Below are 15,982 nucleotides of genomic sequence, written 5' to 3' on the forward strand. Positions count from 1 at the left end.
TACACATCCAATAATTGTTAGCTTAACGCGAATAAATACAGCCAGTCATATCGCAATACATCTCTTCGATTTGGGATGACGACTGCCAGTGTTTATCACGCGGGTAATAGTTGCACTTCTAATTATTTTGTTGTGATGTTGAATATTTGATGGCGAGAGCCAAACGAATAAACAAGTGTCTGATATTTAATTATTAACGAAGCATCGTGTTTTGATTAACAAATGGCGTGATTTGTTGCGCCCCGACCCGACGGATTCGGGCACAGGAAATATATTTTATTATGAGATTTATCCAATCAACTCTGGCTATTATTATCGTGTCTTCTTTTGCTTCCAGCGTGAGTGCAACAAGCTTTAATGGAATGAGCAAAACGGACAAAGCAAAGGCTCGCAATACCAGTGTTTCGGTTCAGAATACAGCCAGTCGCGCCGCAGCGGCACAGAGTTCTGGTACAGGAGGCGCATCTGCCGCAGTTCAGGCTCGGAATGCAGCCATTACCGCAGACCACAATGCCAAAATAGGCGCTCAGCTGATCAAGGCAAACCTGACCCGTACGCAGCAGCAGATTGACGCAAATAAAGCGGCAAGACTTGCCGCGCAGAGGACAACGAAACGACAGACACCTGTACCTGGGACGGCTCAACCCTCTGACTACCAAAACCCTCACGCGTTTAACCCGCAAGCGGTATCTCAGGTAAATGTACCGGTGGGGACTAGCCTGAAAAATATTACGCTTGCGAAGAGCGCTGCAGCGGCGAAGAAACCGGCGAACAGCATTATCAACATGTCTGTTTCCCGTATTCCTACCAATACGCCCGTTACGGTGACAATCAACGGAAACAGTATCACGACCACTGCCGGTGTATTAGCGAAGATTGACCCCCAGGCCCAGGTAGCGATGCCGGTGATTTCGGTATTTAGCCCGACACCACGAAAAGGGGGGCAAGACCAACGCTCCAGCTCGAATACACACGGCGAGACTGGGAATGGCAGTCAAAATGCGGCTAATTCCCGCTCAGGAGTAGCGCATGGTTTTGGGGGAAACCACGTTGGTGGTGGCAGCGCGCAAAGCGGTTCACGCAGTGTCGGAAAATGGTAAGTCAGAACAGAGCCTGAGCTGACCGTCTTAAGAGTCCGTGTCAGTACATTGCTGAACAAAAAAGATAAATCTGTAGGGCTCTACAAAATAACGTTATGAGATAGCAAGTAATGAAAAAAATTATCCTTTCCACGGTAGCACTCGCCGCCCTGACGCTTAGCGCACATGAGGCTATGGCCGACAGTGTGAATGATCAGGTCGCAACATTTCGGGCAGAGCGTCATTTTATTGACCGTGCTTATATCCGCTGTAATGAGCGAGTGGCAGAGAAATATCGGAGCCAGCTTTATGGCCTTAACGCAGTAAACGGCAACGCACGAAAACCTGTCGAAGCCGCGGCTGATGCAGAACGTGAAGTCTGTAAGGTGAATCATACACGCAAGGCTACAGCCCTTTTTGAGAAGCAGTCACCCGAAGTCCACGCATTCTATAAACAACGTTCTGCTGAGCTGAAAGCAGAAGCCAATAAAATTGACGAAGAGGCCGCACGCTAATGAAAAAACTGATTCTGAGCACCCTGACACTGGCTATCCTGGTAACGGCACCGGCACATGCTATCAACGCGAAATATCGCGCACAGTTGGAGCGTTCTGGCTGTACACAGATAACGGAAGCTGATGGCACATGTGATATCCATAAAACGAAGGCGCAGAATGCGGCAACTGCCAAACCTAAAACTAATGACGCACATGCAGGTCAGATACGCGCAATGGGCGAGGATATGTTAGGCACCAAAGCCGGTGATGCAGCCGCAGTCATGAAAACTCACGGTTTCCAGCAAACAGACCCTGGCATTTGGTATAACCCGAAAACCAATGATGTGATTAAAACTACAATCCGTGATGGCGTGATTAGCACCATCACTATCAACAAGTAACAAGGCTGGCCACCTGCGGGTGGCCAGGTTGTTTTCAGGGGAGCAAAAAAAATCACAGCAGCCTGGCAATTAAGGTATGGGGTGTCTGGAGCATAACATTGCTCAGGACTATTATGGTGACGTTGTGGATGCATTCCTGCGCGCTAATGCCTTGCGCGAGGCGCTTGGCATTACGGATCCCCTGGCGATCTTTGAATAATTGACAGGACACGTTCGCCGCAGGTGGGCACAATGCAAAGTTTAGCGTTTCGCTTGTTTTCTCTTTTTTGCCAGGCGGGTTACTGTATAGTCCTGGCCAGGATTTAGTGACCCCAAAACAGTTTTGTATCAGTAAAAATCATTGAGCTCTGTAACGAGATAAAATAATGGCATTCGATAAAATTAAAGCCGACACTTATCGTAAATTTGGCGTTTTTTCATGGGGTAAACTATTTACTGGTGCACTAACCAGCAGAACATTTCGCATCATTGTACTTATGCGTTTATCGCAATATTGTGCTGCTTCTCGAACACCACTTCGTTTTATGCAATACCCGTTTAAAATATTGCACCGCTGTGCTGCCCACATGGGGTCAATGGACTTTCCATCGAGTACGCAGGTTGGTGCCGGGCTGGCTATCACTCACGGTTGGGGAATAGTGGTTTCTCAGGGTGCCAAAATTGGCCAAAATGTGACTCTGCTTCATGGTGTAACCATCGGCCAACGCGATGAGGTTTCAGACGGTGGAAGTCGCAGGGCTCATTACCCCGTTATTGAAGATGAGGTATGGATTGGTCCAAATGCTGTCATTGTCGGAGGGGTGGTTATCGGTCAAGGAAGTAAAATTGCGGCAGGGGCATTTGTGACCGCAAGTATTCCTCCTTATTCCGTTGTCGTGGGTAATCCAGGCGTTATTGTTAAAACCGGCTGCATTCCAGACGTGATGAATAAAGCGCCGTTTTTGCAGAAAACAGAAATCGAACCGTCTGAAGTCTCTCACATTCGTTAACATCCCCGGGATCATGTCACGCGATCCCAGGGTGTTTATAACCTACAGGAAGGGAAATCAGCGCTGTGTTTTAAACCGCGCTAACAGGTTTTCAACCAGTACAAAGAAGACCGGAACGAAATAAATGGCCAGCACCGTTGCTGCCAGCATCCCGCCGATAACCCCCGTACCCACCGCATTTTGTGCGCCGGAACCAGCACCGTCGCTTATCGCCAGTGGAATAACCCCTAATATGAATGCCAGTGATGTCATCAAGATAGGGCGCAAGCGCATTTGCGCCGCGTCCACTGCAGCTTCCAGCGGTGTTTTTCCTTCTTTTTGCATAATCTCGACAGCAAACTCAACAATCAGAATGGCGTTTTTAGCCGAGAGGCCCATCGTGGTGAGCAGGCCGACCTGAAAATAAACATCATTGCTCAAACCGCGCAGATCGGTGGCCAGCAAAGCGCCAACAACGCCGATGGGCACCACGAGCATTACTGAAAAGGGTATCGACCAGCTTTCATACAATGCCGCCAGGGCAAGAAAGACGACAATAAGCGAAATGGCGTACAGCATGGGAGCCTGGTTTGTAGACAGTGCTTCCTGGTAAGACAAACCGGTCCAGGCGTAACCCACTCCCGCTGGGAGTTTATTCACTAGGGAGGCCATAAATTTCATCGCATCGCCGCTGCTTTTCCCTTCGACCGGTTGTCCCAGAATCTCCATCGCAGGCTGACCATTGTAGCGTTCCAGGCGAGGGGAGCCGTAGGTCCATTCGGTTGATGAGTAAGCGGAAAGCGGTGTCATGGAACCGGAAGCGTTACGCACGTACCAGTGATTGATATTGTCAGGCAACATGCGAAACGGCGTATCGGCCTGTACATACACTTTTTTAACGCGTCCCTGATTAAGGAAATCATTGACATAGCGACTACCAAACGCTGTGGAGATGGTCTGATTGATGTCCGATAATGCGACCCCCATGGCTTCAGCCTTGGTGGCGTTGACATGAATGCGGAACATTGGCGTATCGTCCAACCCATTCGGACGAACCCCGTTAACCTCTCCGGGTGACTGACTGGCCAGCGCCAGAAGTTCGTTCCGGGCCTGCATCATCTTTTCATGTCCAAGGTTGCCGTTATCCAGTAACTCCATATCAAAACCAGAAGCGGTTCCCAGTTCGGCGACTGCGGGTAAGTTGAATGGATAAACGACAGCATTATTGATGGCGCTCAGGGCTCTCATCGCCCGATGAATAATGGCGGTAACCGAGTTTTCTTCCCCAACACGCTCTGACCACGGTTTCAGGCTGATAAAGGCCAGACCGTTATTTTGCCCTTGTCCGCTGAAACCGAATCCACCCACGGTAAAAACAGACGCGACATTTTTCTGTTCTTTCGTCAGATAATAATCCGTAATTTCGCCGAGGACTTTGCTGGTATTCACCATCGTTGAACCCGAAGGTAATTGCGCGGTGGTCATGAAGACGCCCTGATCTTCTTCGGGCAAAAAAGAGGTTGGGGTACGGAGAAACAGCACAATCATCCCCAACCCAATTACGACATAAACGACCATATAACGGCCCGTACAACGCAAGAGTTTACGGGTGCTGTCCGTGTAATGCTGGGTGCATCGCTCCATAAAGTGATTGAAGCGGGTAAACAGAAAATGCGTTTTTGTCTTTTCGCCCTCGGGAACTGCTTTCAACAGCATTGCGCACAGTGCGGGCGTCAGGCTCATCGCCACAAATACCGACAGCAGCATGGAGGAGATCAACGTAATGGAGAACTGACGGAAGATCTCACCCGTCGCGCCGCTCATAAAGGCCATCGGCATAAACACGGCGGATAACACGACGGCAATACCGATCAGCGCTCTCTGGAGCTGACCCATCGCTTTATGCGTCGCCGCTTTAGGCGGTAAGTGTTCTTCGGCAATGATGCGTTCGACATTTTCAACCACCACGATGGCGTCATCGACCAGCAGTCCTATCGCCAGCACCATGCCAAACATCGTCAGCGTATTAATTGAAAAACCCGCGACAGACAGGATTGCAAATGTACCGAGGATAACAACGGGTACGGCGATCGTGGGGATAAGCGTCGCGCGGAAACTTTGCAGAAAAAGATACATGACGAGGAATACCAGGATGATTGCCTCGATCAATGTCTGGAACACACCCTGAATCGATATTTCGATGAAGGGGGTTGTGTCATACGGGTAAACGGTTTTCATGCTGGCAGGAAACCAGGCCGATAATCTGTTCAGCTCTTTTTTGACGGCCCGGGATGTTTCCAGAGCATTTGCACCGGCGGCAAGCTTAATGGCGATCCCGGCCGCAGGTTTGCCGTTATAGCGAGCGACCGTAGCATAATTTTCCGCGCCCAGCTCAATGCGTGCCACATCACGCAACAGAACCTGGGAGCCATCCTGCTGGACTTTGAGAAAAATTTTGCCAAATTCATCGGTGCTTTGCAGGCGCGTCTGGACAATGATCGACGCATTTAATTGCTGGTCGGGCGACTGAGGCATTCCTCCCAGTTGTCCGCCCGATATCTGATTGTTCTGTATCTTGAGCTGGTTAATAACGTCTTGTGGCGTGAGGTTATATTTGTCGAGTTTTTGTGGGTCCAGCCAGATACGCATGGCGTACTGAGAGCCGAATAATTGCACGCTCCCCACCCCGGCAGTACGACTCAGCGGATCTTTAATATTCGACGCAACATAGTCCGCAATATCATATTGGCTCAGGCTGTTATTATCAGAGATAAAGCCGGCGACCATTAAGATATTGCTGCTGGATTTATCAACGCTGATCCCTTGCTGCTGTACCTCCTGTGGCAACGAAGGCATCGCCAGCTGCAGTTTGTTCTGTACCTGAACCTGCGCAATATCGGGTGATGTCCCCGTCTTGAAGGTCAGGATAATCGACGCATTACCTGCAGCATCGCTGGTGGATGACATATACATCAGGCCATCAAGACCATTCATATTCTGTTCAATCACCTGCGTGACGGAGTCTTCAACGGTTTTGGCATCTGCACCTGGGTAGGCTGCGCTGATAGTGATTGTCGGCGGGGCAATTTGTGGATACTGGGCGATCGGCAGGTTCATTATTGCGATACCGCCCGTTAGCATCATGATAATAGCGAGTACCCATGCGAAAACCGGGCGCTCAATAAAAAAGTTGGCCATGAAGAAGGTGTCCTTAATGCCTGAAATATTACTGTTCAGTTACCGTGTCGGGTTTGTTCAGCGCTGAAGTGCGGACCCGGGCTTTGACGCCTGGACGAACTCTTTGTAATCCGGAAACAATGACCCGATCGCCAGGACGTAATCCCGCAGTCACTAACCACTGATTGCCAACAGCCTTCACCGAGTTTATTTCGCGCAGTTGCACCACGTTGTTTTGATCAAGGATTAGCGCGGTGGCTTTTCCCTGTTCGTTATGTGTCACGCCCTCCTGGGGGACCATCAAAACGTTCTGCTGGGTACCTTCATCCAGTAATGCTGTGACATACATCCCCGGTAAAATTTCACTTTCAGGATTGGGAAACACGGCGCGCAGGGTCACGGAGCCGGTGGCTTCATCGACGGCAGGATCGGAAAACTCAAGCGTACCGGTATAGCGGTAGGGTTTGCCGTTTTCGAGCATCAACTCAACCGGAATTTTGCGTGTTCCCTGTTCAAGTTTGCCGCTGGATTTCTCTTCTTTCAGGCGTAAAAAGTCCTGTACTGACTGCGTCAAATCAATATATATGGGGTCCAGTCGCTGAACGGTGACGAGGGCGTTTTGCTGATTGGCGGTGACGAGAGCGCCAACGGTCACTGAGGATTTGCCGCTAATGCCATCAATGGGCGAGGTGACATTGGCGTAATGAAGGTTGATGGTGGCCTGCTCGAGCTCCGCTCTGGCAACGGCGACATTGGCTTCAGCTTCATTAAGCTGCGAACGCGTTGTGTCATAATCCTGGCGGCTGACATAATTGGATTTTAATAAGGCTGACTGACGGTTTGCCATTAAACGCACATTATTGGCCGTTGAGACTGCCTTTGCCAGCGCGCCTTTGGCTGAATCCAGTTTTGCCTGAAGTGGGGCGGGATCAATTTGGTAGAGGGACGCGCCTTTGCTGACTTTATCCCCCTCTGCAAAGTTACGTTTAATAATTATCCCGCCGACCTGAGGTCTTATTTCAGCTATTTCGAACGCAACGGCTCTGCCTGGAAGCTCGCTTTTAATATTCACTGAAGACGGCGCTAAGGTAATAACGCCTACCTCTGGCGTCATGGTTGTCGGTTTTTCTGACGGTTTATTATCGCAGGCGGTGATAATTGCAGTACTAAAAAATAATGGTATCAACAGTAAGCATTTTCTGTTCATAGTAATCCCTGAAGAATTCGTAAGCACAAATGTTCTTTTATTGCATGCAGGGTGGGAGAGTTATCGGTGAATAACAAAAGATGCTCAAACATGAGAAGGGTCATGCCTATTCGTCGCTAAGGTTTAGCGGATAAAATTACAGATAACAGGAATAATGCATGTTAGCCGAAAGATCTCATGAAGCAGGATGACGCAATAAGGTCTATGCGGACGATGATAAGGATGTGTTGCCGATATCCCGGTCCGATATAGCGTTGCGTCATCTTACCACTGGGATTATTTTACGAGTTCCGGCGTGACTTGAGTCACGGCGTTGGTGTAGTAGGGTGCGCCCCACATCGGTTCAGGCCAGAACGCGCCATAGCCGTAATCCCACAGGTTATAGGTGGTATTGACGGACTCTGTTAAGTGCCACACCTGAATGCCTTGTAAATCGACTTTCACAAAGTCGTACGGGACTTTATTGATGAATCCTTGTTCATCGCCTTGAATTGTCCCTAAAATCGTCACGAAATGATTTCTGTAGTTCACCGGGTCCAGAAACCCTTGTTGTCTGGCAAGAATACGCCCTTGATAGCTCGCTTCTATTTGCGGTTTGGCGTAGCTGTTCAGTGGTAGAACGGCAATTTCCAGCAAGGTATCCTTTTTGGTGTTGATCACATTGATGACTTTACCACCAAAACGGGCTTGCTGACCGGTATATAAACCCGGTTGATTATGTACGGAGATAAAGTTTTTTTGTATATCTGGTTGATTATTGCCTTTTATATTTTCAGGAATTGAAGCGCACGATGCCAGAAAAAATGTAATGGCAATAACTATCACACCTTTTGTTTTGTTCATTTCATTGTCCTGCTAAAAAAGAGAAAACTATCATAACCCTTTGCTTTTTGTTGTCATCCAGGGTTTGGATGAATGTCTAAAAGCATTATTATTGTGGCTTATGGTTATAGTCATCTGTCTGGCAGGAAAAGAAGGGGAGTGTATTAATATTGCCTTTTTATAACGGAGATGAAAAATAGCGCAACTTTTATCAGCGTGAGAGAGGAAAAGTGTCATGACATGTTGTGAATAAATGGTTTCTGCTTTATGTATATAAACAGGTTTTGTTTGTTATCAACTGGAATAAGCTTGCGACTTATTTCCGGGGATTTACGGGGGTGTAGTCACGTTTACTCTCAATATTGACGGCATCCTTGCAGTGCTCACTGAGATACATACAAAAAAATCCACGCAATTGCGTGGATTTTATGGTTTTTTGTTATTCTCATGAGATATGTTGGGATCCCATGAGATAACAAATTTTATTAGACGTTGAACAGGAAGTTCATGACATCGCCATCTTTAACGATGTAGTCTTTACCTTCAGCGCGCATCTTACCGGCTTCTTTCGCACCTTGTTCACCCTTATAGGTGATGAAGTCTTCAAACGCGATGGTCTGCGCGCGGATAAAGCCTTTTTCGAAGTCGGTGTGGATTTTACCGGCTGCCTGCGGAGCGGTGGCACCGACAGGAATAGTCCAGGCGCGAACTTCTTTCACGCCAGCGGTGAAGTAGGTCTGCAGGTTCAGCAACTGGTAGCCAGCGCGGATAACGCGGTTCAGTCCCGGCTCTTCCAGACCCAGCTCAGCCATAAACTCATCACGATCGGCATCATCAAGTTCAGCAATATCGGATTCAACAGCGGCACAAACGGCGACCACAACAGAACCTTCGGCTTCGGCGATTTCACGCACTTTATCGAGGTATGGGTTGTTCTCAAAACCATCTTCGTTGACGTTAGCAATATACATCGTTGGCTTGAGCGTCAGGAAGCTCAGGTATTTGATGGCCGCTTTGTCTTCGTCAGTCAGGTTTTTCAGCGCACGCAGCATGCCGGCGTTTTCCAGCTGTGGCAGACATTTTTCCAGCGCAGCCAGTTCTGCTTTAGCATCTTTATCACCGCCCTTGGCTTTCTTCTGCACGCGGTGGATAGCACGCTCACAGGTATCAAGGTCGGAAAGGGCCAGTTCAGTGTTGATAACATCGATATCGTCAGCCGGATCCACTTTGTTATTAACGTGGATAATGTTGTCGTTTTCGAAGCAACGCACCACGTGACCGATAGCTTCGGTTTCACGGATATTGGTCAGGAACTGGTTACCCAGACCTTCACCTTTAGACGCGCCTTTTACCAGGCCCGCGATATCCACGAATTCCATTGTAGTAGGCAGAATACGCTGTGGCTTGACGATTTCCGCCAGCTGATCCAGACGCGGATCGGGCATCGGGACAACACCTGTGTTCGGCTCAATAGTACAGAACGGGAAGTTTGCCGCTTCGATACCCGCTTTTGTGAGCGCGTTGAACAGGGTGGATTTGCCTACGTTTGGCAAACCGACGATACCGCATTTGAATCCCATGTTTAAATCACCTTAATCTTTTGATATTCAACCTGTTACAGAAAACAGATTGTAGAAAAGTAAATAACTCTGCCTATTATACACAGCACGCGAAAAAAATGCCGCACATCGCTGCTTATTGCGCTTTAAAGGTGTGTAACCGGCTCGTTGCTTTGGTCAGGCCATCTTTGAACAAAATCTCGGTACAACGCGCCGCTTCGTCAATGGCTTCATCAATTAACTTCTGTTCTGAAACAGGCGGTTTGCCTAAAACAAAACCGACAACTTTGTTTTTATCGCCGGGATGACCAATTCCGACGCGTAAACGATGAAAGTTTGGGTTATTGCCTAACTTGCTGATGATGTCTTTCAGACCATTGTGTCCGCCGTGACCCCCACCAAGTTTAAATTTGGCGACACCCGGAGGCAGATCCAATTCGTCGTGAGCGACCAAAATTTCATCGGGATTGATACGATAAAAACTGGCCATCGCGCCGACGGCCTTGCCGCTCAGATTCATAAATGTGGTCGGCACCAGCAGGCGGACATCTTCGCCTTCAAGCGTTACTCTGGAGGTATAACCGAAGAATTTCGGCTCTTCACGCAGGGGGGCGCGTAATCTTTCAGCCAGTAAATCGACATACCATGCGCCAGCATTATGTCGTGTTGCCGCATATTCTGCGCCAGGGTTTGCCAGACCGACAATCAATTTAATCGTCACGTGTTTTGTCCTGAGTGTGTCCATAAACGGCGTGTAGTTTACTGTCTGGCGACGCGGTTGACAAAAAACTGCGTGCGTATGATCAAAAACTGAATAATTGCTCTGCTGGACTATTGGAAATTGAGACTGTTCAGTAGCTTATTTGTAAAGTTTTGTTGCATGGGTGTTTGTAATTGTGATCGCTCCCGCACATGCGAAGGGCAGTGTTGTCTATACTTTACACATAAGGATTAGGGGTATTCCCTGTAGCAACCCAAAGTTCCGGAGGTGACACATGAAACGCAAAAACGCTTCGTTACTCGGTAACGTGCTCATGGCTTTAGGGTTGGTGGTGATGGTTGTGGGTGTTGGCTATTCAATTTTAAATCAGCTGCCGCAATTTAACCTGCCACAGTTTTTCGCACATGGTGCTGTGCTCAGTATTTTTGTCGGCGGTATTCTCTGGCTGGCGGGGGCCCGCGTCGGTGGGCATGAGCAAATCAGCGATCGTTACTGGTGGGTGCGACATTACGATAAACGCTGTCGTCGTGGTGGCGATTCATCCCATCGCCATAGCTAAGTAATGGCTCCAGCGGGAGCCATTAAGATGATGAAGAAAGTCCTGGCCTAAAGACCGGGACTTTTTGTTTTTGAGACAGGCAAAAACGGATTATTCAAACAACTGGAGATGCAGTGCTTTTATAGCGCTATCGGCTTCGTCTGCGGGGAGCAGGAAGCAAAGATTATTACGAGATGCGCCATGACAGACCATACGTACTGCATGTTCTTCAAGCCAGGCAAATACATCTTTAACAACGCCAGATGCCTGAGTCAGTTGATTACCCACCAGTGTCACCAGCGCCAGGCCGGTTTCCACTTCAACGTGACAGTGAGAAGAGAGCTCGGTAAACAATGAGGTGGTCAACGTAGGATCTTCACCGGAAGTGGCATGGGTGGAGTCCAGCGCCAGCGCAATGCTGTTTTCTGACGTGGTGACCAGATCGGCGGCAACAGAGTGACGAGCCAACAGGGCAAACATGCGCGCTAAAAACTGACAAGATGGTTGTTCATCCAGGCTATGTAAGCGCAACAGCGTCTGTTTGCGGCGCACCGCAACGGCACGATAACGCGGTGGATTATCCGTCGTGCTGCACACCAGCGTGCCGCCGGCAGCGGTATTTTTGCTGGAGCCGACAAACACCGGAATGTTTTTGCGCATTGCAGGCATCAACGTCGCCGGATGGAGAACCTTGGCACCGTATGCAGCCATATCGCTGGCCTCGGAAAACGAGATGTGGTCGATACGTTTGGCATTGGGCACGACGCGCGGGTCGGTGGTGTAGATCCCGGCAACATCGGTCCAGATATCGACCCGCGCCGCGTGGAGCGCTTCACCGAGTAACGATGCGGTGTAATCACTACCACCACGCCCCAGCGTTGTGGTGTGTCCTGCGCTATCGCGACCGATAAATCCCTGCGTAATCACCAGCGCTTGTTCAATGCGCGGACGCAGGTGAGTTTCCGCCAGCTCAGCCAGCGTGCGGATTTCCGGCTCTGCACAACCGTAAGTCGCGTTGGTGCGGATAACGCTTCGGGCATCAAACCAACTGGCTTCCACGTCCCGTTCACGGAGTACTTCAGTAAACAGTAAAGAGGACATCAACTCGCCGTGGCTGACCAGTTCATCGCTGAGCGCGGTAGACGGCGCAGTTGCCGCCGTTTGCGCCAGGCGACTGATATTTTCAAGGAGATTATCGATTTCCTTGCTGATCACGGAGGGCTGCTTGAGGCAGGAAATAATATTGTGCTGGATAGTACGTAGAGTCTCGATCTTGTCCATACGCTGATGGCTTTCCAGACCTTCAGCAAGTTCAACAAGCAGGTTGGTAACGCCTGCCGAAGCAGAGAGAACAACTAAACGAACATTGGGATCAGCAAGAACAATGCTGGCGCTGCGGTTCATCGCGTCAAAGTCAGCGACGCTGGTGCCGCCAAATTTGGCAACGATGAAATGTGGGTAAATGCGAGTCATAACAATCTCATATCAGGGCGCCATTAATTTATGGCTAGAAAATTTTTCATTCTCGGCATAAGGGAAGGTCGCTTCGCCTTACGAAATGTCCGCCCGCGAACATTTCTGATGACAACCCAGGAGGCACTCCTGTTGTCGATAACGTGTTTCGCCTGTACGCGTTACCGGGTGATGCGCATTAGTTCTTTATTTACAGAGCGTGTAAATAAGCGCGACATAATAAGTGATTTATCTGAAGGGATCGACTTTTTTATTTTAATTATCGATAAGTAAGTTTAAATGTATACATTAACGCTCTGACGCTGACTCTATTAATGGTGAGTTTTCGTAATGAATTCAATAACACCATGAAAAATTTAAGGATTTATGTTTGCTGTCTCCATTGCGGTGAGTTGTAGATTTTTATACTAAAGAGTAACAACTTATGATGGGTTTGCCCCTGAGGAGTTGTTGTTACTTTTTGTATTTTAAGTTAAAAATCAGCGTTAACTCAGGGGCGAAATAAATGATTGAGTCCTTAGCTAAAACAACATATATTAGCCGCGTTTTTTTACAGGCAATCCTTTTAACCATTTATTCAATCAGGCGTTAATCTACACCTGGTTGTAGGAGTGATATGATGACGGATAAAGTCCGTATTGATACTTTGAATGCTAATTCATTACCGCAGAGCAATGAAACTTTTTTAGCAAGACAGGCTGAGTTTGAATCTAATGTCCGCAGCTATCCTCGTAAACTGCCACTGGCTATTGCCAAAGCGCAGGGTGTCTGGATTACCGACGTAGAAAATAATCAATATCTTGATTGCCTGGCAGGTGCCGGAACCCTGGCGCTTGGTCATAATCATCCTGAAATGCTTAAGAGCATTCAAAGTGTCATCACGAGCGGATTACCGTTACATACGCTTGACCTTACTACTCCATTAAAAGATGAATTCTCATCTTATTTGCTTTCTTTACTGCCAGGTCAGGGTAAAGAGTACTGCCTGCAGTTCACCGGCCCGTCCGGCGCGGATGCTGTAGAAGCGGCGCTGAAACTGGCGAAGAAAGTCACCGGGCGCTCCAGTGTGATCAGCTTCTCCGGCGGCTACCACGGGATGACCCATGGCGCGCTGTCCGTGACTGGCAACCTGTCCCCGAAAGAAGCCGTTAGCAACATGATGGCAGAAGTACAGTTTATGCCGTATCCGCACGAGTACCGTTGCCCGCTGGGTATCGGTGGTGAGGCGGGTGTGAAAGCCTTAACGTATTACTTCGAAAACCTGATTAACGACGTTGAAAGCGGCGTACGTAAACCGGCTGCGGTGATCCTGGAAGCGGTGCAGGGTGAGGGCGGCGTGAATCCGGCGCCGATCGAGTGGCTGCAACGCATTCGTAAAGTGACTCAGGAACACGGCATTCTGCTGATCCTTGACGAAGTTCAGGCTGGCTTTGCACGTACCGGCAAACTGTTCGCCTTCGAACATGCGGGTATTGAGCCGGACATCATCGTGATGTCTAAAGCAGTTGGTGGCGGTCTGCCGCTGGCCGTGCTGGGTATTAAGAAACAGTTCGACGCCTGGTCACCGGGTCATCACACCGGTACCTTCCGTGGTAACCAGCTGGCGATGGCGACTGGCCTGACTACGCTGAAAATCCTGAAAGATGACAACATTGCCGACAAAGTTGCCGCCCAGGGCGAGTGGCTGAAAGGCAAACTGGCTGAGCTGCAGAAACGTTACCCGGTTATCGGTCACATTCGTGGTCTGGGTCTGATGATCGGTCTTGAAATCGTTAAACCAAACGAAGCGAAAGATCACATGGGTTGCTACCCGGCGGATGGCGAGCTTTCTGCACTGTTGCAGAAAAAATGCTTTGAATCCGGTCTGATCCTGGAGCGTGGTGGTCGTAACGGTAGCGTGCTGCGTCTGCTGCCTTCTCTGCTGATCACCAATGCTGAGCTGGAAATTTTCCTCGATAAATTTGAGAACGCCCTGTTGGGCGCTGGCGTTAAGCCGGTTTAATCGGAGTTAATGAACGTGTCAGATAACAACCCGATTCTGTCCGGTTCGGCGCAAAGCATCGCAGCCTACCAGGACGCCATCGAGCAGAGCAGCAAAGCTGTCGTTGAATGGTTAAAACAACCTGAGATGTATCAGGGTAAAACCGTTGAGCAGCTGCGCGAGCGCATCAATCTGAACTTCACCGCTGAGGGCCTGGGTAACCAGGCCACTATTGAGCGGGCAGTTGAGTACTTCCTGAAGGACAGCCTGTCTGTGCACCATGCACAATGCGTGGCGCATCTGCACTGCCCGAGCCTGGTGATTAGCCAGGCCGCTGAAGTGCTGATCAACGCCACCAACCAGAGTATGGACTCCTGGGATCAGAGCCCGTCAGCGACCATCGTTGAGATCAAGCTGATCGAATGGCTGCGTGAGCAGGTCGGTTATCAGGCTGGCGATGCGGGCGTATTCACCAGCGGAGGCACTCAGAGCAATCTGATGGGACTGATGCTGGCACGTGACGCTTTCTTTGCACGTCAGGGGCACTCTATCCAGCAGGATGGTTTAACCGGCGATCTGAGCAAAATTAAAGTATTCTGCTCTGAAAGCGCGCACTTTTCTGTTCAGAAAAACATGGCGTTGATGGGACTGGGTTACCGTTCCGTCACCCAGGTTAAGACCGATGTGTTTTCTCGCATGGATGCTGCAGACCTGAAAGCCAAACTGGCGCAGGCGCAAGCCAATGGTGAGCAGGTGATGGCGATTGTCGCCACTGCCGGTACGACCGATGCGGGCGCTATCGATCCGTTAACAGAGATTGCTGCGTTGGCGGCTGAGCACCAGATCTGGATGCATGTGGATGCGGCATGGGGCGGTGCGTTACTGCTATCTGAGAAGTATCGCCACTTCCTCAACGGTCTTGAACTGGCGGATTCTGTCACTCTGGACTTCCACAAGCAGTTCTTCCAGACCATCAGCTGCGGTGCATTCCTGCTGAAAGATGCGCGTCATTATGAACTGATGCGTTATCAGGCGGCGTACCTGAACTCTGATTTCGATGAAGAGCACGGTGTGCCGAACCTGGTATCCAAGTCCCTGCAAACGACGCGTCGTTTTGATGCGCTGAAACTGTGGATGGGTCTCGAAGCGCTGGGTAAAAAACAGTACGCTGAAATCATTGATAACGGTGTCACTCTGGCGCGGCAGGTGGCGGAGTTTGTTTCTGCTCAACCGGATCTGGAACTGGTGATGCAGCCGCAACTGGCAAGCGTACTGTTCCGTTTCCGTCCGCAGAGCGATGACGTTGCGTTTGTTGCACTGTTGAACCAGCGTATCGGTGACGTTCTGCTGGCCTCCGGTGCTGCAAACGTGGGCGTAACAGAAGCGGATGGCGTGACTTGCCTGAAGCTGACACTACTGAACCCAACGGTTTGCCTGAAAGATGTGAAAGTGCTGCTGGAAAGCGTTAAACAGACAGCTGAACAACTGCTGAACGCATAATCACTTTCCGTTGCGCATAAATAAAAATGGCTCCCTTTCGGAGCCATTTTTTTATTGAA

At 49.5% G+C, this 15,982-nt stretch carries 14 protein-coding genes; 8 read left to right on the top strand and 6 right to left on the bottom strand.

Annotated features, from left to right (window positions below):
- Positions 1-281 precede the first annotated feature (281 nt).
- The 5 genes from N7268_RS20110 to N7268_RS20130 all read left to right on the top strand — a co-directional run bounded on the left by N7268_RS20110 (position 282) and on the right by N7268_RS20130 (position 2,966).
- Positions 282-1,100: a hypothetical protein gene (locus N7268_RS20110; RefSeq protein WP_260864206.1), complete on the top strand. Its 819-nt coding sequence runs from the start codon at positions 282-284 to the stop codon at positions 1,098-1,100.
- A 110-nt stretch (positions 1,101-1,210) separates the two neighbouring features.
- Positions 1,211-1,594, top strand: a complete 384-nt coding sequence (locus tag N7268_RS20115) for a hypothetical protein (RefSeq protein ID WP_260864207.1) — start codon at positions 1,211-1,213, stop codon at positions 1,592-1,594.
- Positions 1,594-1,977 (top strand): hypothetical protein, encoded by a 384-nt coding sequence (locus N7268_RS20120; RefSeq protein ID WP_260864208.1) that lies wholly within the window; start codon positions 1,594-1,596, stop codon positions 1,975-1,977. The genes N7268_RS20115 and N7268_RS20120 overlap by 1 nt, the downstream gene beginning before the upstream one ends.
- 76 nt (positions 1,978-2,053) lie before the next feature.
- Positions 2,054-2,176 (top strand): hypothetical protein, encoded by a 123-nt coding sequence (locus tag N7268_RS20125; protein WP_260864209.1) that lies wholly within the window; start codon positions 2,054-2,056, stop codon positions 2,174-2,176.
- Between the two features lie 166 nt (positions 2,177-2,342).
- A complete protein-coding gene (locus tag N7268_RS20130; protein WP_260864210.1) occupies positions 2,343-2,966 on the top strand; it encodes a serine acetyltransferase in 624 nt (207 codons plus the stop codon).
- 57 nt (positions 2,967-3,023) lie between these two features.
- Here N7268_RS20130 and N7268_RS20135 read toward each other — a convergent pair whose 3' ends face one another.
- The 5 genes from N7268_RS20135 to pth all read right to left on the bottom strand — a co-directional run bounded on the left by N7268_RS20135 (position 3,024) and on the right by pth (position 10,431).
- Positions 3,024-6,143, bottom strand: coding sequence for an efflux RND transporter permease subunit (locus N7268_RS20135; protein ID WP_260864211.1), 3,120 nt, complete (start codon positions 6,141-6,143; stop codon positions 3,024-3,026).
- A gap of 28 nt (positions 6,144-6,171) precedes the next feature.
- A complete protein-coding gene (locus N7268_RS20140; protein WP_260864212.1) occupies positions 6,172-7,329 on the bottom strand; it encodes an efflux RND transporter periplasmic adaptor subunit in 1,158 nt (385 codons plus the stop codon).
- Positions 7,330-7,605: 276 nt separating this feature from the next.
- On the bottom strand, positions 7,606-8,172 hold the full coding sequence (locus tag N7268_RS20145; protein ID WP_260864213.1) for a Slp family lipoprotein: 567 nt from the start codon (positions 8,170-8,172) through the stop codon (positions 7,606-7,608).
- 464 nt (positions 8,173-8,636) lie between these two features.
- Complete coding sequence (gene ychF / locus N7268_RS20150; protein WP_198903985.1) at positions 8,637-9,731, bottom strand: redox-regulated ATPase YchF; 1,095 nt, start codon at positions 9,729-9,731, stop codon at positions 8,637-8,639.
- A gap of 115 nt (positions 9,732-9,846) precedes the next feature.
- Entirely contained in the window at positions 9,847-10,431 is a 585-nt protein-coding gene (gene pth / locus N7268_RS20155; RefSeq protein WP_047415432.1) for an aminoacyl-tRNA hydrolase, read from the bottom strand.
- Positions 10,432-10,705: 274 nt separating this feature from the next.
- Here pth and ychH point away from each other — a divergent pair, with 274 nt between their 5' ends.
- Positions 10,706-10,990, top strand: coding sequence for a stress-induced protein YchH (gene ychH / locus N7268_RS20160; protein ID WP_198903986.1), 285 nt, complete (start codon positions 10,706-10,708; stop codon positions 10,988-10,990).
- Positions 10,991-11,080: 90 nt separating this feature from the next.
- Here the strand turns inward: ychH and lysC are convergent, their stop codons facing one another.
- Entirely contained in the window at positions 11,081-12,442 is a 1,362-nt protein-coding gene (lysC, locus tag N7268_RS20165) for a lysine-sensitive aspartokinase 3 (protein WP_260864214.1), read from the bottom strand.
- A 616-nt stretch (positions 12,443-13,058) separates the two neighbouring features.
- Between lysC and N7268_RS20170 the strand changes: the two genes are divergently transcribed.
- The gene (locus N7268_RS20170; RefSeq protein ID WP_260864215.1) at positions 13,059-14,444 is read left to right on the top strand and encodes a diaminobutyrate--2-oxoglutarate transaminase; all 1,386 of its coding nucleotides are present in this window, start codon (positions 13,059-13,061) and stop codon (positions 14,442-14,444) included.
- Positions 14,445-14,453: 9 nt separating this feature from the next.
- Positions 14,454-15,923, top strand: coding sequence for a pyridoxal phosphate-dependent decarboxylase family protein (locus N7268_RS20175; protein WP_260864216.1), 1,470 nt, complete (start codon positions 14,454-14,456; stop codon positions 15,921-15,923).
- The last annotated feature ends 59 nt before the right edge of the window (positions 15,924-15,982 follow it).

Origin of the sequence: Citrobacter sp. Marseille-Q6884 (genome assembly GCF_945906775.1) — a bacterium.
Lineage (GTDB): Bacteria > Pseudomonadota > Gammaproteobacteria > Enterobacterales > Enterobacteriaceae > Citrobacter.